This window comes from Kitasatospora sp. NPDC030952, from assembly GCF_055571335.1.
In genome coordinates this window covers 119,451-139,566 of the sequence record NZ_JBVIFM010000024.1, presented here as the reverse complement: position 1 = coordinate 139,566, position 20,116 = coordinate 119,451, and the positions used below count along the sequence as shown (strand labels likewise).

The window sequence follows — 20,116 nt, the reverse complement described above, 5'->3', positions numbered from 1 at the left end:
TCAGTTGGAATCGCGCCACACGACATGGTCTACCGGATCAGACCCCGCCACGAGGGCGAATCCCACAGATTGATCACGACCAAATACGCGCCCTAGCTCCGACTCCTCCGCCGACACCCGGTCGAGCGCCGCCACCGCCGACGCCCGCAGCTCGACCGGCAGCAGGGGTATCGCCTCCTTCGGACCGTAGGCCGTGGTCACCGCCGTGCCGCCCGGGCACTGCGCCGCGACCAGTGCGGCGGCCGCGACGGCCGCCACCCCCTCGTCGTCGTCCAGGAACTCCGGCCCCCGGGCGGCGCGTTCCAGCGCCGCCCGGAGCAGCCCCGTCCGCTCGTCCGGCGCCGCGTCGTCGAGGCCGCCCGCGAAGTCCGCCGCGGTGTCGTTGTCGAAGTGACCGGTGCCCCAGGTACCCATGCGCATTCCCTCCGTGTTCGTACCCGATGGATGCTGGCACACCCCACTGACAATGCGGCCGGCCGACCGACCGGGCGTCAACTCCGCGGAAAACCACTGGCCAACGGCGCGGCGGCGCGGCAGAGTGCCGCCATGATCGGCAGCGGACTGGACGAGGACGGGTACATCGCGCGGGAGGGCTCGCTGGAGCGCGTCCCGCCGGAGTTCGGGCCGCTGGTCGACGCCGCCCGGGAGCGGATCGCCGCCGCCTTCGGCCCCGGCCGGCTGCACAGCGCCTACCTGTACGGGAGCGTCCCGCGCGGCACGGCGGTCCCCGGCGTCTCCGACCTGGACCTGCTGCTCGCCCTGCGCCACGAGCCCACCCCGGAGGACCGTGCCGACGCCCGCGCCCTGGAGGCCGCCCTCGACGCGGACTTCCCGCAGGTCGACGGCGCCGGCGTGCTGCTGTTCGGTGTGGACACCCTGCTCAGCGAGTTGGAGCGGCACGACCTGGGCTGGTTCGTCGCCTGTCTGTGCACCCCGCTGCTCGGCGAGGACCTCGGCCGGCGGCTGCCCCGCTACCGCCCGACCGCCCTGCTCGCCCGCGAGACCAACGGCGACCTCGCGCTCGCCCTCCCCGGCTGGCGCGAACGACTGGCCACCGACCCGGACTCCCGACTCACGGCGCTCAGCCGCACGGTCTCCCGGCGGCTGGTCCGGACCGGCTTCACCCTGGTGATGCCCCGTTGGAACGGCTGGACGAGCGACCTCACCGCCTCCGCCGAGGCCTTCGCCGCCCACTACCCCGGCCGCGCCGAGCAGATGCGCCTCGCCGCGGCCGTCGCCCGCACCCCCACCGCCGACCGCGCCACCCTGGCCGTCCTCGTCGACGGCCTGGCCCCCTGGCTCGCCGCCGAGTACACCGCCGTGCACGGCGAGAAGGCCCCGCGCCCCTGACCGGTCACCCACCCGGGCCCCTGGGCGGGGCCGAACCGGCCTTCCCGGCACGGGTGTTCACCCAGCCGGGCCGGGCCGGTCCGGGCCATGCCGTGCCGATCCGAGCCGGGCCGGTCCGGTCCGGTCCGGTCCGGGCCAGGCCAGGCCAGGCCGAGCGATGCCATGCCGTGCCACGCGGTGCCGCCCCCAGGATCAGTCCACGCAGGGGATCCCGCCCGCCTTCACCGCGGGCCCCTGCATCGGCAGCCCGGCGGCCGGGTCCGCGGAGGCGCCGGCCGGAGCCGGTGCGCCCGACGCCGTCGCGGCCGGGGTGGGGGTCGGGGTCCTGCCGGCGGCGAGGGTGACCAGCACGTGGCCCGCCGCGACCGCCGCGGACGGCACGGCCGTGACGCCGTACCGGGCCGCCACCGCCTGGGCGTCGGCCTTGGCGCCGCTGCCGTAGCTCACGGTGGTGGTGCGGGTCCGCGCGGGGGCGTCGCCGATCCGGCCCGCCTGGTAGCCGAGGTCGACCAGGGCCTTGGACTCGGTGGCGGCCGCGCCCGCGCCCGCCGCCGCGTTGACGTCGACCACGGACTTGGGCGCGGCACTCGGCGAGGGCGTGGGCGGGGCCGTCTCCCCCGGAGCGTCGCCGGGGGCGGCGGCTCCCGGGGCGGCGGGCTCCTGTTCGTGGTTGAACAGCTGCCGGACGATCTTCTTGATCAGGTCCGGGTTGACGGTGTTGACCTCCTGCCCGCCGATGGTCTTGAACCCGGTGATCGGCAGGGTGTTGAACTCGACGTTGCCGCCGGTGAGGTTGGGCGCCTGCTGGGCGAAGTCGAGGATGTTCCACTCGTTGTCGATCACGACGTCCTTCTTCACCACCCCGAACAGCTTCTGCATCTGCCCGAAGTCGTTGAGGATGCCCTGCTGCTTGAGCTTGTACTCCACGGAGGAGATGAACGCCTGCTGCCGGTGGGTGCGGTCGAGGTCGCCGTTGGTGAGGTGGTGCCGCTGGCGGACGAAGGAGAGCGCCTGGGCGGCGTCCAACGAGCTGATCCCGGCGGGCAGTTTGAGGCCGGTGCCGCCGCCCTCGTGGGTGGCGGTCCGGGCGATGATCGGATCGTCGACCGGGTGGTTGAGGCAGACCTGGATCGGCTCGACCGCCTTGGCGATGTCGTAGAAGCCGATCAGGTTGACCTCGGCGAAGTGGTCGATCGGGACGTCCAGGAAGCTCTGCACGGTCTGGATCGTGGCCGAGCGGCCCGCCTCCCGGCTCTGCCGCTCCAACTCCGCCTTGGACAGGCCCTTTCCGGCGAGCTTGGCCTCGGCGGCCTCCTTGGCGATGCCGTAGGCCTCCTTGATCTTGTGCATCTTGCCGTCCGCGCCTGCGGTCTGCACGTAGTCGTCGCGGGGGACGGACAGCGCGGTGACCTTCCCACCGTTGGCCGGGATGTGCAGCACGATCAGGGCGTTGGTGTTGTAGCCGCCGATCTCGCTGGAGCCGGCGTGCAGTTCGTCCTCGACGAACTGCTTGGGCAGGTCGTTGCCGTCCATGTCCTTGCGGCTGTCCAGGCCGATCAGCAGCAGGTTGACGGACTTGTCCAGGTGCGCCGGGGCGTTCTTCTTGGCCTCGCTCAGCGCGCTGGACTTGATCATGCCGTCGTCCAGGCTGCGGTACTCGTACCAGGTGAAGCCGCTGGCGCCCAGCACGGCGACCGAGACGGTACAGGCCAAGGTGCGGCCGGCCACGGTCAGCGGCGCGGGGCCGCGGCGCGGGGCGCGCCCGCGCGGTCGGCCGGCGTGCTCGGCCGGACGGTTGCCCCGCTCGCCGGAGCGGTGGGTGCGCTCAGCCACGGCGGCCCCTTCCGTTCGGCGCACCAGGACGGGCGGGCCGACGACGGTCCAGCACCGCCCCTACCACGATGACCAGCACCGCTACGGCCACCGCCGCCGCCATCACCGGGAACGCCTCGACCACCCAGCGCACCGCGCCGGTGCCCAGGCCCTTGCCCTGGTACTTGTCGGGTTCGGCCGCGTACTCGACGCCCGAGGCGGTGAGCAGCACCACCACCGGGGCGGCGGTCAGCACCCACCAGCGGCCGGGCCGGCTGCACAGCAACGCGGCGATGCCGGTGCCGAGCACCGCGCCGACCGCGAACAGGATGCCGACCCCGGGTCCGCCCAGTTCGTCGGCGATCCCGCCGAGCAGCGGCAGCCCGACCGCGGCGAGCGCGGCGACCGGTCCGCCGCGCCGGCGGGCCTGCTGCCGGCGGCGCGAGGCCCCGGCGCGCTGGGGCCGGGCGCGCTGGGGCCGGGCGCGCTGGGGCCGGGCGTCGCGCACCTGGTCGGCGCCGCCGTCGGCACCGTGGGAGCGCTGGGCGGGCACGGCGGGGTCCTCGGCGCGAGGTCCCGCGTCCTGGTACGGCGTTCTCGCCCGCTGGCCGGCCATGCGCACTTCCCTCGATCGTTTCGGCTGCGGCGCCGCGACCACGCCACCGCGTGTGCCGGGACGCCATCCGTCCTGTGGCGGTCCCCACCGTCTACAGACCTGTAGAGGCTGATGAGGAGCATACAAACCCATTTCAGCAAAGTCACCCGCCGCCGATCCGCGGCAACGGACCGACCGGCGGGCCCTCGTTAGGATGACCATGATCCCCGCCACGTCGGCACACCAACAGGAACGCACCAGAGGAGTAGAGCGTCACCATGTTTGAAAGTCTTAAGAACCTCGCGGACAAGGCCACCGACCTCGCCCGTGAGCACAGCGACGTGCTCGGGCAGGGCCTGGAGAAGGTCGGCGACGCGATCGACGACCGTACGGACGGCAAGTACAGCGGGCAGATCGACACCGGCGTGGAGAAGGCGAAGGACTTCCTGCGCAACCTCGACGGGGACCGGAAGTCCGCCGAATAGCGTCGGACCGGCCCCCCGCGGGACACGGTCGACCGTACGGTGATCGAACTGGATGACGGGCTAGCGGGGAGGGACCGGCAGCGGTGAGCGAGGAGCAGAAAGGGTCCCGCTGGGGGCGCTGGATCGTGATCGGCGTCCTGGCGGCGGGCGGGTGGGGCATCGTCCGCGGGGGCGGCCACGACACCGCGGCCACCTCGGCGGCGCCCTCCACGGCACCGTCCGCCGCCTCCCCGTCGTCCGGCTCCGCCCCGGGCGCACCGTCGGCGGCGGCCACCAAGCCCACCAAGTCCTCCGCTCCCACCGGCCCCTACGACCCCGCCGACTACGCCGCCCCGGTGCGCCAGTACGCCGCCGAGGCCGGGGTCAACCCCCAGTTGCTGATGGCGATCCTCTACAACGAGGCGTACAAGCCGCACGACCCCGACTTCGAACGGGCCTGGCAGCGCGGCAAACCGGACTCCGCCTTCGGCATCGCCAACATGCACCGGGCCGCCTTCGACGACACCAAACCGGGCCGCCCGTTCGCCTCCCGCCACTGGGAGGAGCTGCCGGACGACCGCAACCTGGCCGTCCAAGCGGCCGCCTGGCACCTCCACGACCTCGCCGCACAGCTCCCCGCCACGGTGGGCGTCCCGCTGAGCAGGGACGAGCTGACCGCCCTCGGCTACAACGCCGGCGCGGGCAACATGCTCGCCTTCGCCCGGGGCGTCAAGATCGGCCCGCAGGCGCAGTCCTACCTGGACCGGCTGCGGGACAACTGGGCGAAGTCCGGCGAGGCCGTGAAGTAGCGCGGCTACTCGGCGCCGAGCTGGGCGGCCCACTTGGCGCGCCAGGCGAGCGCGTCGGCGACGCCCTCGGCGAGGGTGCGCTTGGGCGTCCAGCCGAGCAGCTCACGGGCGGCGTCGACGGAGGCGTAGCCGCCGATCACGTCGCCGGGGCGCGGGCCGGCCTCCCGGACCTCCAGCTTGCCGCCGACGGCCTGCTCGAATGCGGCGACCAGCTCGCGGACGGTGGTGCCCTCCCCCGTACCGACGTTGACCGCGCGGTAGCGGTCGGCGGCATCGGGGGCGATCACCTCGTCGAACCGGAGCAGCGCCGCGACATGGGCCTCCGCGAGGTCCTGCACATGGACGTAGTCGCGGATGCCGGAGCCGTCCCTGGTCGGCCAGTCGACGCCGGTGACGGTGAACGGGGTGCCGTCGATGTGGGCCTCGATCAGCTTGCCGAGGGCGTGGCTGGGGTTGAGGTTCTGCAGGCCGGTGCGCAGCCGGGAGTCCGCGCCGATCGGGTTGAAGTAGCGCAGGGCGATGACCCGTTGCCGCTCGGCCCCCTCGCCCCGGGTCCAGTCCTGGAGCACCTGCTCCATCATCAGCTTGGTGCGCGCGTACGGGCTGTTCGCCTCGAGCGCGGAGTCCTCGGCGACCCTGCCGTCCGGGGTGGGCGCGTAGATCGAGGCGGAGCTGCTGAACACGACCCGGGTGCAGCCGTGGCGCTGGAGGGCGTCGAGCAGCTCGACGGTCTTGGCGACGTTCTCCCGGTAGTAGAACAGCGGCTTGGCCACCGACTCCGGGACGACGATCCTGGCCGCACAGTGCACGGCGGCGTCGATGTCCGGATGCTCGGTGAAGATCCGCTCCAGCAGGGCGGCGTCGGCGACATCGCCCCCGTAGAAGACACGGTTCGCCACGAACTCGGCGCGGCCCTTGGACAGGTCGTCCAGGACGACCGGGGTGATGCCCCGGTCGAGCAGGGCGGAGGCGACCGTGCTGCCGATGAAACCGGCGCCGCCGGTGATCAGGACCTTCCTCATACGCGGATGCTCCCTTGCGATCGGCCGGACGTCCGGTGACGCCCAGTGATCGCTGTGACGTGGTTCGTGCGCCGTCGGTTCCCGGCTTGCCGTGCGGCATGGATCACGGGGCGCCGATCACCGGGGCACCGATCACCGTCGCGCCGCACGGGTGTTCGCCGGTGCGCCGGTTCACCGAACGGCGTTCCGGTGCGTCAGCGGCGGGCGCGGCCGCGCAGCCAGAAGCCGGTGGCGACCAGGAGGACGGCCGCGGTGGCGGTACCGATGGCGGCCCAGGTGGTGGCGTCGTCGGTGGTCTCGCGGACGGGCGCGGCGGTGGTGGCCGGGCCGGCGGCCACCGGCGGCCCGGCCACCGGCGGGGCGGAGGCCGTGGTGGGCGCGGGGGTCGCGGAGGTCGCGACGGGCCCGGGGGTCGCGGCGGGGGTCGGGGTCCCGGAGGTGGCGGCGGCGTCCACTGGCGCCGGGTCGCTGATCGCGGCCGCCTCGACGTCCAGTTCGCGCTCGCCGTGGCCCAGCGAGGGGAAGGCGCAGTCGACGGCGATCTTCCAGTGCCCGGCGGGCAGCAGCTCCCGGGTGGAGTACGTCCCCGGCCGGCCCGGCAGGGCGACCAGCGGCCAGGGGCCGACGGTCCGGCCGTCGGAGGCGGTCGCGGAGAGCGTGCCGGCGAAGTCCTCGGTGACCGGGTCGTGGTCGTTCTCCCAGGTGGCGACCGCGCTGACCCGGCCGTTCTGCTGGCCGGTCACATCCAGGTGGACGGCGTCGCCGTGGGCGGCGGCGGGTGCGGCGGCGGGCAGGACGGCCGCGGTGGCGAGGGCGAGGGAGGCGAGCAGCGGGCGGGTGCGGGTTCGCATGTCGGGCGTTCCTCGGGCGGTGGGGTGAGGGTGTCGGCCAGGGCCTGTCCGGCGGTGGCGCCGGGTGCGGCCGCCCTCGGGTGGGGGGCGGCCGCACCCGTGGTGCGGGGTGGAGCGGGCCTCCGGGCCCGCTCCGGGCCTACGAGGTCTTCAGCAGCGACCAGTTCTGGTACGGCCGGCCGTTCGGCTGCTGAAGCTCCAGCAGCCAACCACCGTAGTACCAACGGTCGCTGAGCCCGAGTACCAGGTCGGAACCGTCCGCCTTGAGGGCGAACCCGCCGTCGCCGGAGGCGAGTTGCCACTTCTGCGCGGCGGTGTCGGCGCACGGCTGCTGGGCCACGTACTGCCCGGCGACCGGGCTGCCGCCGAGCTGCAGGCACTTGCCGGAGCGCGCGGACTTGATCCGCACCGCGCCGCTGCCGGCGTCCTCGAACTGCCACTTCTGGTTGGCGTAGCCGGTGCGCTGGTAACCGATCGCCACGGTGCCGTCGTTCATCGAGCTGCCCCACAGGTCGGCGGCCTGGCCGGTGAGGCCGTTGACCATGGTGTAGTGGGCGCCGGGCTGCGGGCGGCCGGTGTCGGCGAGAGTGCGGAAGCTTGCCGCGTGGCCGGGCTCGGCCACCTTTCCAGCGGCGTCCCGGACGGCGACCGCCACGGTGTAGCCGGTGCCGGGGGCGAGCCGGACCAGGCCGACCACGGTCGAGCGGACGGTGCCGATGGTCTGACCGTTGAGCTGGACGTCGTAGCCGGCCGCGGAGGCGACCGGGTTCCAGCTCAGCATCACCGAATTCTGGGTGATCTGACTGACCGTCACCTCGGGCCGACTTCCGCCCGTGGTCGGGGTCGCGGTCGGCGACGGGGACCGGGTCGGCGTGGCGGTGGGGCCGCCGGTGGGCGTCGGGGACGGCGAGGGCGTGCGGGTGGGCGTGCCCGTAGCCGTGGGGCCGGTGCTCGGGGTCGGGGTGGGCGTGGGGTTCGGGCCGGTGCCGCTGCCGTTGCCGGTACCGCTGCCGTCGCCGCTGCCCGTGATGAGGAAGCGGTTGTTGGCGACGTTCCAGTGCGTGGCAAGGTAACTGCCGGGCGCGGGCGCGGTGTTGTAGTAGTCGTCGTGGCCGCAGTCCAGCCGGTCGTCATGCGCGCGGTCCGGGCAGACGACCCGCATCTTCGGGTAGTAGGGAGCGTCCGAGTAGCACATCAGGTCCCAGGTGTCCGTGCAGTGCCCGGCCTTGCTGGAGTTGGGCGCGCTGTTGTTCACCGCGCCCAGGTTGTGCCCGAGTTCGTGCGCGGCGGTGTGTCCGCCCCAGCAGCCGGAGTCCGTCCGGCCGTACGAGGGGCCGAAGTTGCTCAGGTTGTCCTGCCCGGCGCGCTCGTCGCCGGCGAAGGTGCCGATCCCGCAGTACACCTTGGCGTCGGTGAACATCATGTACTTGCGGTCCTTGCGGTTGAACCCCTGCGCGGCCAGGGCCCGGTTGCTCGCGTTGAAGTCCTGGATCTCGGCGTCGGAGATCTGCACGTTCAACACCGAGGCGGTGCAGTCGGGTTCGGTGACGAAGCGGACGTGCCGCACCCCGCCGGTCTCGGCCGCGCTCGCGTTGTAGATGACGTCGACGTCGGCGGCCCACTTCTTGAACGAGGGCAGGTACTGGGCGAACCGGTCGTTGCCCGGGGTGTGCACGTACACCACCTGAACCCGGTTGCCGCTGCTGCCGTCGCCCTCGCAGACCAGACCCGAGCCGGCGGCCGGGGCGGCGGCGTCCTGCGGGGCGGCGGCGCTGCCGGCGTCCCCGAGCAGCGCCTTCTGGGCGGCGTCGAGAACGGGTGCACCGCCCTTCAACAGGTCGGCGGCGGACGGCGGTTGGGCACCAGCGGGCGGGGTGAGCGCGGGCGCCTGGGCGGCCGGGGCGGCGACCGGCGGGACGTCCTTGTGGATGTCCACCTCCTTGGGCGGCGCGTCCGGGCCGTGGCTGCACTGGCTGCTGCCGGCGACCTCCAGCATGTTGCCGCAGCGGTCGCTGGTCGGCAGGGTCAACCCCGCGTAGACCAGGCCGCGTTCGGGCTGGTCCTTGGGTATGGACTTCGGCGCGGCGGCCTTCTCGTCCCGCTTGGGCGCGGGCGCCTTGGTGGCGCCCTCGGCGGTGCCGGTCTCCCCCGGCCCGCCGTCGTCCGCGACCGCGTCGACCGGCGCGTCCGCCACCGTCACGGCGCTGTGCCCCGTCCCCGCGTCCATGGCGCTGCGCAGGCCCAGGGTGCCCGCCACCAGTCCGGCCGCCACCGCCACCGCGACCAGGGCGCTCCTGCGGGTGAGCCTTCGACGCCTGCGGCGACGGAGTTCGCTGCTCCGGTGTCCCATCGCGTTCCTTTCCTCGTGCGACGGTCCGTGCCCGGTGGTGCGGGGCGCGGACCTTCCGACACGAGGGAGAGCGGCGGGGGCCGCCGGGAATAACAGAAACCTCTTGCGAAATTCCCGGGCGCGTTCGAGGCGAGGGCGGGACGGCGAGGACGGCGAGGACGGCGAGGACGGCGAGGACGGTCGGGGCGCGGCGATGCTGGGGAGGCGGCGGAGTGGCGGCGGAGTGGTGGCGGGTCGGTCGGCCGGGTGGAGCCTCAGGCCGCGGCCCCGATCCGGGCCGGCCCGCCCGCCGCCGTCTCGCCCGCGAGCCGTCCCGCACCACGGCCGCCGTGCAGCCGGGCCAGCCCGGCGGCGAGCACCGCACGGTCCCCGGCGAGCCACAGCCGCAGCGCGGCGGAGAGCGCGGCACTGGCCGGTCCGGCCGACGGCCCGCCGGTGCGCACCAGCCGCTCGCCCAGCAACGGCAGCAGGTCCGCGACCGGCGCGGGCAGCCAGAGGGTCACCGCACAGGGCCCCGGCCGGGCCAGCACCCGCAGCAGCGACAGCACCGAACCGTCGTCGTGCAGCGCCGGGATGACCTCCAGCAGCCCGTCGACCGCGACCCCGGAGACATCGCCGCCCTGGCCGCGCGCGAGGTCACGGAGCAGCGCCCGCTCGGCGGCGGTGATCCGGACGGTCAGCATGACCTCGTCGTCGCAGTCCATGGTCCCGGTCCCCTGTCGTGGAGTTGGTGGCAGCTCGAGGTGGTGGAGCCTGGGCGGTGGAGCCTTCGTCGGCGCGGTCGCGAGCGGATCACTCCCGTGCCGAGGGGAGTCCTGCCCCGCAACGGCCGTTCGCTACCGGCGTTATCAGGCCGTAGTGACCGTCGTAACGGCGGTGGAGCACCCGGAGGCGGCCGTCCTCGGGGCCGCTCTGGCAGACGAACGGCCGCCCGGTGAGCCAGACCCGGCGGGCCGCCTCGGCGAGGTCGAGTCGAGCGCGGGCCTGGGCGCGATCGCGGGCGAGGGTGAGCCGCAGCCGCAGCGCGTGGCCGTCGGGGCCCAGCGACGGCGCGGTGTCCTGCGCCCGGGCCCGGGTGCACTCGGCGTCCTCGCGCGGCAGCTCGCCGCGGATCTCCAGCCGGACGTCGAGGGCGGGCCGGGGGCGCAGACGGGTCATCAGGTTCCTCCTTCTCCGCCCACCATGCTGGCCCTCGCACGGCTGTGCGGCGAGGGTCCAAAGACCCTGCCGCACGGGCCGCGCGAGGGCCGCCGGGCCTGGGGGTATCGGCGCAGGTCAGGCTGCGGGTACGGGCCGCTCGCGGGGTCGGTGCCGCGGACCCCTCGGGCGGGCCCCGAAGTGATCGGCCGTTGGAGTGATCCGGGCGCGTTCGGCGCAACGCCCACCGGACCGGCGCGTTTCCTATGGCGTGCGCCCTCTGCCCCTGGCGCACGCGGGGTCCGCGCTCCTCGGCCCCCGCCTCCCGGCCGGCCGCCGGTGCCTTCCCCCGGTACCGCCGCACCGGCCCGTCTGGTGAGAGGAAGTGTCATGCCCCTGCCGACCAATACCCTGCTGGCAGAGACACGGAAACGGATCGTCCCCCCGAGAACCACGCCACCCCCCGTACCCACCACCCGCGCGGCCGTCCCCCCGCTCGCCCCCGGCGCACTGCCCGGCCTCGGCCACGCCGCCGCCCTGCTGCGCGACCCGCTCGGCTTCCTCGGCTCACTGGCCCGGCAGGGCGGCGTGGTCCGGATCCGGCTCGGCCGGCGCACCGTCTGTGTGGTGACCGACGCCCGGCTCGTCCACACCCTGCTCGTCGCGCTCGCCCACGACTGTCCGCGCGGCGCCGTCCAGGACACCCTGAAGACCGCCTTCGGCGACGGCCTGCTGATGTCCGAGGGCCAGGCCCACCGCGACCGCCGCCGGATCATCCAGCCCGCCTTCGGCCCGGACCGGATGGCCGGCTACCTGAGCGTGATGCACCAGGTCACCGAGGAGCGCGCCGGACGCTGGCGGCCCGGCCAAGTCCTCGACGTGGCCAAGGAGATGAACCACCTGGCCCTGGAGATCGTCACCCGCTCGCTGTTCGGCGCCCGGCTCAGCGAGGACGCCACCCTCGCCTTCCACCGGGCCCTGCCGGACCTGGTGAAGGGCCAGATCGTCCAGTCCCTCTACCCCCACCCGGCCTTCGCCCGCCTGCCGCTGCCCGTCAACCGGCGCTTCGACGCCGCCGTCCGGGTGCTCAACCGGGTGGTCGACCAGGCCGTCAACGGCACGGCCGGCACGGCCCGCGCGGAGCGGCGCGGGGGCACCCTGCCCGCCCTGCTGCGCGCCGCCACCGACCCGGCCACCGGCCGCCCGCTCACCGAGGCCGACGTCCGCTCCGAGGCCATCACCATGTTCGGCGCCGGCACCGAGACCGTCTCCACCACCCTCACCTGGCTGCTGGACGAACTCCTGCGCCACCCCGAGGTGGAGGCCAAGGTCCTCGCCGAACTGGACGAGCACCTGCCGGCCGGCACCACCCCCACCCCGGAGGCCCTGGCCCGGCTCACCTACACCCGCAGCGTCACCCAGGAGGTGGTGCGGCTGCACGCGCCCAACGCCTTCCTGATGCGCACCGCCCGGGTGCCGGTGGACCTCGGCCCCTACCGGATCCCGGCCGGCACCGAGCTGCTGTACAGCCTCACCGCGCTGCACCGCGACCCGGTGCGCTACGACGAGCCGCTGAGCTTCCGGCCCGAGCGCTGGCAGGACGGCGGCGGGCTCGGCCGGCCGTCCTTCCTGCCGTTCGGAGCGGGCAAGCACAAGTGCATCGGGGAGGCCTTCGCCTGGGCCGAACTGACCGTCGCGGCGGCCGCGATCCTGCGCCGCTGGCGGCCGGTGGCGATGCCGGGGGCCCGGGCCCGGGAGGTGGTGTGGACGACCGTCCAGGCCCACGGGCTGCGGGTCCGGCTCGCGCCCCGGACGGACGGCGTCCCGGCGGCACCGGGCGCTGCGGCGGCACCCGACACCGCGTCAGCCACAGGCGCCATGTCCAGCGCGTCCGCAAGGGACGCCACGTCCAGCGCGTCCGCCACGGGCGCCATGTCCAGCGCGTCCGCAAGAGGCGCCACGTCCACCGCGCACGCCACGCCCACCGCACCGGAGCTGCCGCGCCCGGCGGGCTGTCCGTTCACCGGCACCGCGGCCCGACCGGACACCCCCGCCGCCGTACCGCCCGCACGGCCGACCACCGAACTGCGCGCACGGCCGACCGCCGTACCGCCCGCGCGGCCGACCGCCGAACTGCGCGCCGCCGCCGACCGGCACGCCGACTGGGCGGTCCGCCACGGCCTGCTCGCCCCGACCGAGCTGCCTGGCTACCGGGCCTACGCCCTGCACGAGTTGATCGGCCACGCCTTCCCGCGCGCGCGGGGCACCGAACTGGACCTGCTGGTGGACCTGCTGGGCTGGTTCACCGTCCTGGACGACCGCTTCGACGGCCCGCCCGGGCGCCGCCCCGCGGAGGCCCACGCACTGGTCGACCCGCTGATCTCCACCCTCGACGGCGACGCCCGGCCGAGCCCCCCGGACGGCCAACTCCTCACCGCCTGGCGGGAACTGTGGGACCGGCAGCGCGACTCGGCCTCCCCCGCCTGGCGCGCCCGGGCGGCCCGCGAGTGGCGCGCCTGTCTGGCCACCTTCCCCGCCGAGGCCGAGCACCGAGCCCGCGGCACCGTCCCCGCCCTGGCCCTCGGCCTGGCGGACACCATGCGACTGCGCCGCCACGGCAGCTGTCTCTACCCGTTCATGAACATACTGGAACGGGTCCACGGCGCCGACGCCCCCGCCGCCCTGCACGCGGAGCCCGCGCTGCACCGCCTGCGCGCCAACACCGCCGACGCCGCGACGCTGATCAACGACCTCTACTCGCTGGAGCGGGAGGAACGGCAGAGCGCCGCCGCCTTCAACACCGTCCTCACCCTGCAACGGGTCCGCGGCTGCACCCGCAGCCGGGCCGTCCGCACGGTGCGCGCCCGGGTCGTCCGGCTGCGCCGGGAGAACGAGGAGCTGCGCCGCGAGCTGGTCGGCCGCCACCCGGCGGGACGCTGGTACCTGGACGGCACCCGGGAGCTGATCGCCGGCGTCCAGGCGTGGACCAGCACCAGCGACCGCTACCTGGTGCCGGACGGCCGGAGCCGGTGACGCCCGCCGCGGACGGCCGGGCCCGCTACTTGCGGTCGCCGAGCGCGAACAGCAGCAGCACGAAGCCCGCGAACAGGTGCGTGGCGAAGATGTAGATGCCCGCCCGGATCAGCATCGCCTTGCGGCGGCGCTTCTCGTCGCTCGTGCTGTCACCCTTCACCGGACCGCCGGTGCCACCGGTGCTGCCGTCGTCGGTGCTGTTGCTGCCGTCGGTGCTGTCGGTGTGGTCGCTCATGGTGGTGGTGCTCTCCTCGGGTCGGGCGCCGCGGGCCGCGGGCTCAGCGGGGCGACCGGCCGCCGGAGGTGCGCAGTTCGGTGAGCAGCGCGCCCTGGTCGGTGATCAGCTCGGTCAGGATCCGGCGCGCCGCGCGCAGCAGTTCGGCGACGTCCGGGGTGCTGAGCGCGTACATCACCGTGTTGCCCTCGCGGGTGGCCGTGACCAGCTGGGTGCGGCGCAGCACCGCGAGCTGCTGGGAGAGGTTGGACGGCTCGACCTCGATCTCCGCCAGCAGCTCGCGCACCGGCCGGGGGCCGTCCTGGAGCAGCTCCAGGACCCGGATCCGAACCGGGTGGCCGAGGGTGCGGAAGAACTCCGCCTTGGCCTGGTAGAGCGGGACCGGCATCGCCCGTCGCCTCCCTCGGATTCGCTCGGTGGTCGTACGGCCGGGCGGGCTCCGTGCCGCGGCCGGTACGCATCATCGCGACAGATGAAGATTTCTTCAAGTCGTCACAGCGGAAGGTGACCACGCCCACATCGCCGCCCGGACCGGGACGACGGAGGGCCGGGCCCGGGACGCTGCCAACTCCCGGGCCCGGCGGTCTGGATGACGAGTCGTCAGCAGCCTACAGGCACATCCAAGGTGACCGGGGCCGGTCCACGCAAGCTCCCCTCCACCGAGAAGGAGGCGTGCACCACCGACCCACACGGCGCCACGGTGCTGATCCCGTTCACCCGGACCGTACTGACCCGGAACTCGGTGTGCCCGGACACCGCGGCGAGCGGACCGACCCCGACCACGTCGGCCGACAGCCGGGTGATCAGGTCCTGCGGCGCCGGCGGCCACGGCGTCCCGGGCGAGGGCGGACCGGCCAGCCCGATCTGCCCGTACAGCACGACCCCGTCACCGGTGACGTCCGCGCAGACCCTGGTGGACAGCCCGGCCTGCAGGCCGGACCACCCGCAGGTGGTGACGGTGGCGGTCTCCTGACCGGCGGCGAGCGCCGGCACCGGCGCGCCAAGCAGCGCGACGGCACCGACCGTGCCGGCGGCGATTCGGGTGATGCGGTTCATGGCTCCTCCTTCGGAGGGTGTGAGGATTCGGACCACAGCAATGCGTTATGGCACATATGACATTTCATACGTGCCATGGCCACTACTCTGCCATGCGATTCCAGCCCCGAAGTGCCAATTCCCCTTCGAATCATCGCCTCCGACCGAAAGCGCGCCTACGATGGCGCGTTCCCATCCGGCCAGGCGAACCCCCGCACCTCGCCAGGCATCGCCCCGTTGAACCCGGGGTGAACCTGGAGCCGGGGCGATCCACCACCCGGCTGCCGGGGGCCCGCAGCCGAGGACCGGGGGCCGGGGTCAGCCCAGGCTCTCCCGGAGTGCGTCGACCCGGTCGACGGCGGCCGTGAAGGCGGCGCGGTCGAGGGTGCCGGAGTCGAGGGCGGCCGCGAGCGCGGTGGTGGCGTCCTCGCCCTGCTGGGCGTCGCGGGCGGAGCAGAGGATGAGGTCCATGCCGGCCCCGGCGGCGGCGACGGCGCGTGGACCGGCGGGGCCGTACGGGGTGAGGGCGTCGGCCTCCAGGGCGTCGGTGACGGTGACGCCGTCGAAGCCGAGGCGCTCGCGGAGTTCACCCTGGATCACGGTGGGTGACATCCCCGCCGGGCGGTCCGGGTCCAGGGCCGGGTAGACCGCCCAGGAGGCCATCACCAGGCGCACGCCCGCCGCGATGGCGGCCCGGTACGGGGCCTCATCGCGGGTGCGCAGCCGGTCCAGCGGGACGGGCAGGGTGACGGGGCGGGCGTCGGTGTTCTCGTCCCGGGCGGCGGCGCCGAGACCGGGGAAGTGCTTGGCGGTCGCCGCCACCCCCAGGCTCTGCTGGGCGGCGAGGAAGGCGCTGCCCAACTCGCCTACCCGGGCGGGGTCCTGGCCGTAGGAGCGCTCGGAGCGGTCGATGAAGTTCCCCGGGGTGTCGTAGACGTCGAGCACCGGGGCGAGGTTGAGGTTCAGGCCCGCGCCGGCGAGGGTGCCGGCGGCGCCGGTGCCGGAGTCCACGGCGGCGGCCAGCGGGTTCGGGGCCGTTCCGGTGCGGCGGGCGGAGAGTTCGGGCGCACCGGGCAGACGGCGGACCTTCCCGCCCTCCTGGTCGGTCATCAACAGCAGCGGGCGCGGGTGCGCGGCCTCGGCGGCCGCCTGCTTCAACTGGCCGACAGCTTCAGCGAGTTGCTCCGGGCTGGTGACATTCTCGCCGAACAGGATCACCCCGGCGGCCCGGCCCTCCCGGATCGCCTGCAGCACCTCGGGCGCCGGCGTCGGGCCCGGATAGGAGAGCACGATGCGGCGCCCCGCGAGCTGCCGGGAGTCCTGCTGCTCGCCGGCCGTCCGCTCCTCGGTCATCCGCTCGCCGGTCATCCCTTTGTCGGCCGTCCGCTCGCGGGGCATCGCCGCGCCCCTCTCGCCTGGGAGTTCAGCACCGCGCGTCACCGATCCGGCCGGAGCCGGACCGAGTGCGGCCGCCAGCACCACCAGCACCGTGGTGAGCTGGGCTACGCGCCGTAACGGGGCCATCGATGCCTCCAAGGTCGGCAACGGCGTACGGTTCGCCAGCGTACCCAGGAACCCGCCGTCCGGCAGCCCGTAAACCCCAGGACCGCACCGGCTCCGAGCACTTAGGGTGCCCACATGTTCGATCACCTGGCCGTCGTGCTGCCCGAGCCGGAGGACCACTGGCCCCTGGTGCGGTTCCTGGTCAACGGCGAGGACGTCATCGTCCAGCGGATCGGCGAGGTGGTGCTCTGGACGGACTGGGAGCTGCCCGTCGGAGCGACCCGCCCGCTGGAGTACACCTTCGAGACCGCCCAGTACGAGGCCGAACTCGACCGGGCCGAGGCCGACCCGTGGTGGCGGCCGGAGCACTGCCCCGTGCTGGCGGCCGGAGGTCTGACCCGCCGCGCGCCGGGAGCGCCGGGCCTCGGCGTCACCGCCCCCCGACCGGACCGCCGCCACGGCGAGGGCGACCGACACCGGCCCGCCGCACCAACTCCCCCAGGACGGCGACCCCTTCGGCGATCACGCCGGGCGAGCCCGCGGCGTAGCCGAGCACCAGGCCGGGTGGGTACGGCAGCCGGGCGTGCCAGGACAACGGCTGCACCTTCACCCCCCGGTCCAGTGCGGCGGTGGCCAACTCGCCGTCGCTACAGCCGAGTTCCTCCGGGAGGGTGAGCATCAGGTGCAGCCCGGCGGCCGCGCCGTGCACCGTGGCGGTGGGCAGCTGGGTGCGGATGGCGGCGATCATGGCGTCCCGCCGGCGGCGGTGCCGGCCGCGCAACAGCCGCAGGTGGCGGTCGAGTTCGCCGGACTCCATCAGCCGGGCCAGCACCAGCTGGGACAGCACCGGGTTGCCGAGGTCGGCGAACCGCTTGGCGTCGAGGACGGCGCCGCGCAGCCGCGGGGGCACCAGCAACCAGCCGGTGCGCAGGGCGGGCGCGAGCAGCTTGGAGATGCTGCCCGCGTAGCAGACCCGGTCGGGCAGTTCGGCCCGCAGCGCGGGGACGGGCGGGCGGTCGTAGCGGTGTTCGGCGTCGTAGTCGTCCTCGAGCACCAGCCCGCCTTCGCCCGCCCAGCGCAGGAGTTCGCGGCGCCGCTCGCCGCCGAGGACGACCCCGGTCGGGTACTGATGGGCGGGGGTGAGCAGCACGGCGGGGGCGCCGGTGGCGCGCAGCGCGTCCACCCGGATGCCCTCGGCGTCGACCGGGACGGGCGGGGTGGCGGCGAGCCAGTGGGCGAGGTGCTGGCGGGCGCCGAGCGAGCCCGGGTCCTCGACGGCGACCTCGGTGATGCCCTCCCGCCCGAGGGCCCGGCCGAGCAGCGCCAGCGCCTGGGCCGTCCCGGCGACGACCAGCACCTCATCGGGATCGGCGCGGATGCCCCGGTTGCGGGCCAGCCAGTGGGCGACAGCCTGCCGCAGCGCGGGGGTGCCGCGGACGTCGCCGTAGCCGAGGTCGGGGGCGGCGAGGCCGTCCAGGACGGCCCGTTCGGCCCGCAGCCAGGCGGCGCGCGGGAAGGCGGCGAGGTCGGGCAGGCCGGGGGTGAGGTCGATCCGGGCGGGGGTGGAGCGCAGGTGGTCGAACACCTCGGAGTCGGGCTCGCCCCGGAAGAGCGCGGACGGCCGCTCCTCCGGCCCCGGGAGGGCCTGCGGCGCCACCGGCACGGGCGGCACGGCCGGCACGGCCGGCATCAGGGCGACGACGACCGTGCCGCCCCGACCGCGCCCGGCGAGCTGGCCGGACTCGGTGAGCCGCCGGTAGGCGTCGGTCACCACCCCCCGGGAGACGCCGAGTTCGGCGGCGAGCACCCGGCTGGCGGGCAACCGGCTGCCCGTCGGCAGCCGTCCGTCGGCGACCGCCTCGCGCAGCCGGCCGGTCAGCCAGTCGGTGAGGCCGCCGGGCGGGGCCTCGGCGGCGTCGAGCTGGAGGAAGTCGGCGCCGACCTCCCCGGGCCGCCCGACCTCCCCGGCCTCCCCAGCCCGCCCAGCCTCCCCGACCTCCCCAGCCCGCCCGACCTCCTCGTCCCGGCCGACCCCCGCAGGCCGGCCAACCGTTTTGGACCTGTCGTTCCCGGTGTCTTTGGACCTGTTCACCGGTCCATACTGGCGCGAGGGTTGAGCCATGACCACCGAAACCGGCCCGTTCCCCGCCGCCCCCTACGTCCACGGCTACTCGGACACCGAGGCCCAGCGCCTCGGCGACCAGGCCGACACCCTCGCCGAGTTGCTGCACACCGACACCGCCTACCCGGCGGGCAGCCGGGTGCTGGAGGCCGGCTGCGGGGTGGGTGCGCAGACCGCGCACCTGCTGGCCGCCAGTCCGGGCGTACTGCTGACGGCGGCCGACGTCTCGGCCGAGTCACTGGCCGAGGCCCGGGCCCGGATCACCGCGCTGGCGCCGACCGCCCAGGTCACCTGGCACCACGGCGACCTGCACCGACTGCCGTTCCCGGACAGCGCGTTCGACCACGTCTTCCTGTGCTTCGTGCTGGAGCACCTGCCCGACCCGGCCGCCGGGCTGGCCGCCCTGCGCCGGCTGCTGCGGCCGGGCGGCACGATCACCGTGATCGAGGGCGACCACGGCTCGGCCTTCTTCCACCCGGAGACCCCGGCGGCCCGGCGCACCATCGACCACCTGGTCCGCCTCCAGGCCGGGGCGGGCGGCGACGCCCTGCTCGGCCGCCGGCTCCACCCGCTGCTGACGGCGGCCGGCTTCGCGGAGGTGGCCGTCCGCCCCCGGACGGTCTACGCCGACGACGGCCGACCGGCCCTGGTGGACGGCTTCACCCGGCGGACCTTCGTCGCCATGGTCGAGGCCGTCCGCCCGGAGGCCCTGGCCGCCGGACTGACCACCCCGGAGGCCTTCGACCGCGGCATCGCCGAGTTGCGCCGCGCGGCCGAGCCGGGCGGGACGTTCCACTACACCTTCTTCAAGGCGGTGGCCGTCAAACCCTGACCCGTGCGGCGCCGGCGCCCACCAGTCACGATCGCGGCCCGCAGCTCGGCGGGACCGCGGACCGGGACAAGTCCCGGGGCACCCGTCAGGCGTCGGCCGGGGCGGAGGGGCCGGCCGGCCGGGTCGGTCCGCTCGGCAGCAGGCCGAGCTCCGCCATCCGGTCCGCGATCACGTCGACGCAGGCGGGGATGCCGGGCGCCGGTCCCGGCGACGCGTCGCGGATCGCCTTGATCGCGTGGACGTGGCGCCTGAGGGCCAGGTGCCCGTCCACCGCACGCCGGACGTCGACGGGGAGTGCGTGCCAGATCGGGTCGTCCATGGCCGCCATCCAAGGCGAGGACGACGGGGCTCGGCAAACGGTTTGTCCGGGCCGGTCAGCCGGAGGTGTCGTCGCCGAGGTCGGCGAGCAGGGCGCGCATGCCGTCGATCAGGGCGGCCGTCCGGGCCTCGTCGAGGCCGGCCAGCATCCGGTGCTCGTTGGCGATGTGGTCGGGCAGGGCGCGGTCGATCAGGGCGTGGCCCTCGGGGGTGAGTTCGACGTCGCGGCTGCGGCGGTCCTGGTCGCTGCGGGTGCGGGTGACCAGGCCGCGGGCCTCCAGGCGGTCGAGGCGCTGGGTGATCGCGCCGGAGGTGACCATGGCGGACTGCATCAGGCCGGTGGGGGTGAGGCGGTAGGGCGGGCCGCTGCGCTTGAGGGTGGCCAGGACGTCGAAGGAGGGGGCGTCCAGGCCGTGCTCGGCGAAGTTGCGGTTGAGTTCGGCGTCCACCAGGCGGTAGAGGCGCTTGAGTCGGCCGAACACCTCCATCGGGGAGACGTCCAGGTCGGGGCGCTCGGCGCCCCATTGCGCGACGACGCGGTCGAGATGATCTGCCACGGGTCCAGGGTAGGCGACGCAGCAGAATTCCTTAGCGATGAGGTAACTGTGAGCCAGATCACCGGCGGAATCCGCGAAAGAATGCCTTAGC

General features: G+C 74.7%; 20 protein-coding genes. 5 read left to right on the top strand and 15 right to left on the bottom strand.

Features of this window, described 5'->3' with window-relative positions; all coding sequences use genetic code 11:
* Window positions 1-414, bottom strand: a complete 414-nt coding sequence (locus ACZ47G_RS32520; protein WP_465748893.1) for a DUF4259 domain-containing protein — start codon at window positions 412-414, stop codon at window positions 1-3.
* A gap of 132 nt (window positions 415-546) precedes the next feature.
* Between ACZ47G_RS32520 and ACZ47G_RS32515 the strand changes: the two genes are divergently transcribed.
* Window positions 547-1,350 carry a nucleotidyltransferase domain-containing protein gene (locus tag ACZ47G_RS32515; protein ID WP_465748891.1) on the top strand — a complete coding sequence of 268 codons (804 nt, stop codon included), beginning with the start codon at window positions 547-549 and terminating at the stop codon, window positions 1,348-1,350.
* Window positions 1,351-1,542: 192 nt separating this feature from the next.
* Here ACZ47G_RS32515 and ACZ47G_RS32510 read toward each other — a convergent pair whose 3' ends face one another.
* The gene (locus ACZ47G_RS32510) at window positions 1,543-3,183 is read right to left on the bottom strand and encodes an LCP family protein (protein ID WP_465748889.1); all 1,641 of its coding nucleotides are present in this window, start codon (window positions 3,181-3,183) and stop codon (window positions 1,543-1,545) included.
* A complete protein-coding gene (locus ACZ47G_RS32505) occupies window positions 3,176-3,778 on the bottom strand; it encodes a DUF6542 domain-containing protein (protein WP_465748887.1) in 603 nt (200 codons plus the stop codon). Before ACZ47G_RS32505 ends, ACZ47G_RS32510 begins: the two co-directional genes overlap by 8 nt.
* A 257-nt stretch (window positions 3,779-4,035) precedes the next feature.
* On the opposite strand from ACZ47G_RS32505, the gene ACZ47G_RS32500 reads away from it, so the two are divergent.
* Together ACZ47G_RS32500 and ACZ47G_RS32495 are read left to right on the top strand one after the other, a co-directional pair.
* Window positions 4,036-4,242, top strand: coding sequence for an antitoxin (locus ACZ47G_RS32500; RefSeq protein ID WP_465748885.1), 207 nt, complete (start codon window positions 4,036-4,038; stop codon window positions 4,240-4,242).
* 83 nt (window positions 4,243-4,325) lie between these two features.
* Window positions 4,326-5,030 (top strand): lytic transglycosylase domain-containing protein, encoded by a 705-nt coding sequence (locus tag ACZ47G_RS32495; protein ID WP_465748883.1) that lies wholly within the window; start codon window positions 4,326-4,328, stop codon window positions 5,028-5,030.
* 5 nt (window positions 5,031-5,035) lie between these two features.
* Here ACZ47G_RS32495 and galE read toward each other — a convergent pair whose 3' ends face one another.
* From galE to ACZ47G_RS32470, 5 genes are all read right to left on the bottom strand, one after another.
* Window positions 5,036-6,052 (bottom strand): UDP-glucose 4-epimerase GalE, encoded by a 1,017-nt coding sequence (gene galE, locus ACZ47G_RS32490; RefSeq protein ID WP_465748881.1) that lies wholly within the window; start codon window positions 6,050-6,052, stop codon window positions 5,036-5,038.
* Window positions 6,053-6,246: 194 nt separating this feature from the next.
* Window positions 6,247-6,903 carry a hypothetical protein gene (locus tag ACZ47G_RS32485; protein WP_465748879.1) on the bottom strand — a complete coding sequence of 219 codons (657 nt, stop codon included), beginning with the start codon at window positions 6,901-6,903 and terminating at the stop codon, window positions 6,247-6,249.
* 139 nt (window positions 6,904-7,042) lie between these two features.
* Complete coding sequence (locus ACZ47G_RS32480) at window positions 7,043-9,253, bottom strand: RICIN domain-containing protein (protein WP_465748877.1); 2,211 nt, start codon at window positions 9,251-9,253, stop codon at window positions 7,043-7,045.
* Window positions 9,254-9,507: 254 nt separating this feature from the next.
* Window positions 9,508-9,957, bottom strand: a complete 450-nt coding sequence (locus ACZ47G_RS32475; RefSeq protein WP_465748875.1) for a hypothetical protein — start codon at window positions 9,955-9,957, stop codon at window positions 9,508-9,510.
* 88 nt (window positions 9,958-10,045) lie between these two features.
* The gene (locus tag ACZ47G_RS32470) at window positions 10,046-10,411 is read right to left on the bottom strand and encodes a hypothetical protein (RefSeq protein ID WP_465748873.1); all 366 of its coding nucleotides are present in this window, start codon (window positions 10,409-10,411) and stop codon (window positions 10,046-10,048) included.
* A gap of 369 nt (window positions 10,412-10,780) precedes the next feature.
* Between ACZ47G_RS32470 and ACZ47G_RS32465 the strand changes: the two genes are divergently transcribed.
* Window positions 10,781-13,423: a cytochrome P450 gene (locus ACZ47G_RS32465; protein WP_465748871.1), complete on the top strand. Its 2,643-nt coding sequence runs from the start codon at window positions 10,781-10,783 to the stop codon at window positions 13,421-13,423.
* Window positions 13,424-13,448: 25 nt separating this feature from the next.
* Here the strand turns inward: ACZ47G_RS32465 and ACZ47G_RS32460 are convergent, their stop codons facing one another.
* The 5 genes from ACZ47G_RS32460 to pdxR all read right to left on the bottom strand — a co-directional run bounded on the left by ACZ47G_RS32460 (window position 13,449) and on the right by pdxR (window position 18,288).
* Window positions 13,449-13,658: a DUF6126 family protein gene (locus tag ACZ47G_RS32460; protein WP_465748869.1), complete on the bottom strand. Its 210-nt coding sequence runs from the start codon at window positions 13,656-13,658 to the stop codon at window positions 13,449-13,451.
* Window positions 13,659-13,701: 43 nt separating this feature from the next.
* Window positions 13,702-14,046: an ArsR/SmtB family transcription factor gene (locus ACZ47G_RS32455; protein ID WP_380452215.1), complete on the bottom strand. Its 345-nt coding sequence runs from the start codon at window positions 14,044-14,046 to the stop codon at window positions 13,702-13,704.
* Window positions 14,047-14,258: 212 nt separating this feature from the next.
* Entirely contained in the window at window positions 14,259-14,714 is a 456-nt protein-coding gene (locus ACZ47G_RS32450) for a hypothetical protein (protein WP_465748866.1), read from the bottom strand.
* Between the two features lie 297 nt (window positions 14,715-15,011).
* Window positions 15,012-16,217 carry a glycoside hydrolase family 3 N-terminal domain-containing protein gene (locus tag ACZ47G_RS32445; protein ID WP_465748864.1) on the bottom strand — a complete coding sequence of 402 codons (1,206 nt, stop codon included), beginning with the start codon at window positions 16,215-16,217 and terminating at the stop codon, window positions 15,012-15,014.
* A gap of 409 nt (window positions 16,218-16,626) precedes the next feature.
* Window positions 16,627-18,288, bottom strand: coding sequence for a MocR-like pyridoxine biosynthesis transcription factor PdxR (gene pdxR, locus ACZ47G_RS32440; RefSeq protein ID WP_465748862.1), 1,662 nt, complete (start codon window positions 18,286-18,288; stop codon window positions 16,627-16,629).
* A 28-nt stretch (window positions 18,289-18,316) separates the two neighbouring features.
* Here pdxR and ACZ47G_RS32435 point away from each other — a divergent pair, with 28 nt between their 5' ends.
* Entirely contained in the window at window positions 18,317-19,150 is an 834-nt protein-coding gene (locus ACZ47G_RS32435; RefSeq protein ID WP_465748860.1) for a methyltransferase domain-containing protein, read from the top strand.
* 85 nt (window positions 19,151-19,235) lie between these two features.
* Here the strand turns inward: ACZ47G_RS32435 and ACZ47G_RS32430 are convergent, their stop codons facing one another.
* Both ACZ47G_RS32430 and ACZ47G_RS32425 read right to left on the bottom strand, forming a co-directional pair.
* Window positions 19,236-19,469, bottom strand: a complete 234-nt coding sequence (locus ACZ47G_RS32430; RefSeq protein WP_465748858.1) for a hypothetical protein — start codon at window positions 19,467-19,469, stop codon at window positions 19,236-19,238.
* Between the two features lie 55 nt (window positions 19,470-19,524).
* Window positions 19,525-20,025, bottom strand: coding sequence for a MarR family winged helix-turn-helix transcriptional regulator (locus tag ACZ47G_RS32425; protein WP_465748856.1), 501 nt, complete (start codon window positions 20,023-20,025; stop codon window positions 19,525-19,527).
* Window positions 20,026-20,116 lie beyond the last annotated feature (91 nt).

Bases quoted from the DNA above. Each gene is read 5' to 3' on its own strand.
- galE (WP_465748881.1), bottom strand. From the start codon at position 6,052: ATGAGGAAGGTCCTGATCACCGGCGGCGCCGGTTTCATCGGCAGCACG.
- ACZ47G_RS32480 (WP_465748877.1), bottom strand. From the start codon at position 9,253: ATGGGACACCGGAGCAGCGAACTCCGTCGCCGCAGGCGTCGAAGGCTC.
- ACZ47G_RS32520 (WP_465748893.1), bottom strand. From the start codon at position 414: ATGGGTACCTGGGGCACCGGTCACTTCGACAACGACACCGCGGCGGAC.
- ACZ47G_RS32505 (WP_465748887.1), bottom strand. From the start codon at position 3,778: ATGGCCGGCCAGCGGGCGAGAACGCCGTACCAGGACGCGGGACCTCGC.
- ACZ47G_RS32500 (WP_465748885.1), top strand. From the start codon at position 4,036: ATGTTTGAAAGTCTTAAGAACCTCGCGGACAAGGCCACCGACCTCGCC.
- ACZ47G_RS32470 (WP_465748873.1), bottom strand. From the start codon at position 10,411: ATGACCCGTCTGCGCCCCCGGCCCGCCCTCGACGTCCGGCTGGAGATC.
- ACZ47G_RS32515 (WP_465748891.1), top strand. From the start codon at position 547: ATGATCGGCAGCGGACTGGACGAGGACGGGTACATCGCGCGGGAGGGC.
- ACZ47G_RS32485 (WP_465748879.1), bottom strand. From the start codon at position 6,903: ATGCGAACCCGCACCCGCCCGCTGCTCGCCTCCCTCGCCCTCGCCACC.
- ACZ47G_RS32445 (WP_465748864.1), bottom strand. From the start codon at position 16,217: ATGGCCCCGTTACGGCGCGTAGCCCAGCTCACCACGGTGCTGGTGGTG.
- ACZ47G_RS32475 (WP_465748875.1), bottom strand. From the start codon at position 9,957: ATGGACTGCGACGACGAGGTCATGCTGACCGTCCGGATCACCGCCGCC.
- ACZ47G_RS32460 (WP_465748869.1), bottom strand. From the start codon at position 13,658: ATGAGCGACCACACCGACAGCACCGACGGCAGCAACAGCACCGACGAC.
- ACZ47G_RS32450 (WP_465748866.1), bottom strand. From the start codon at position 14,714: ATGAACCGCATCACCCGAATCGCCGCCGGCACGGTCGGTGCCGTCGCG.
- ACZ47G_RS32435 (WP_465748860.1), top strand. From the start codon at position 18,317: ATGACCACCGAAACCGGCCCGTTCCCCGCCGCCCCCTACGTCCACGGC.
- ACZ47G_RS32465 (WP_465748871.1), top strand. From the start codon at position 10,781: ATGCCCCTGCCGACCAATACCCTGCTGGCAGAGACACGGAAACGGATC.
- ACZ47G_RS32430 (WP_465748858.1), bottom strand. From the start codon at position 19,469: ATGGACGACCCGATCTGGCACGCACTCCCCGTCGACGTCCGGCGTGCG.
- ACZ47G_RS32455 (WP_380452215.1), bottom strand. From the start codon at position 14,046: ATGCCGGTCCCGCTCTACCAGGCCAAGGCGGAGTTCTTCCGCACCCTC.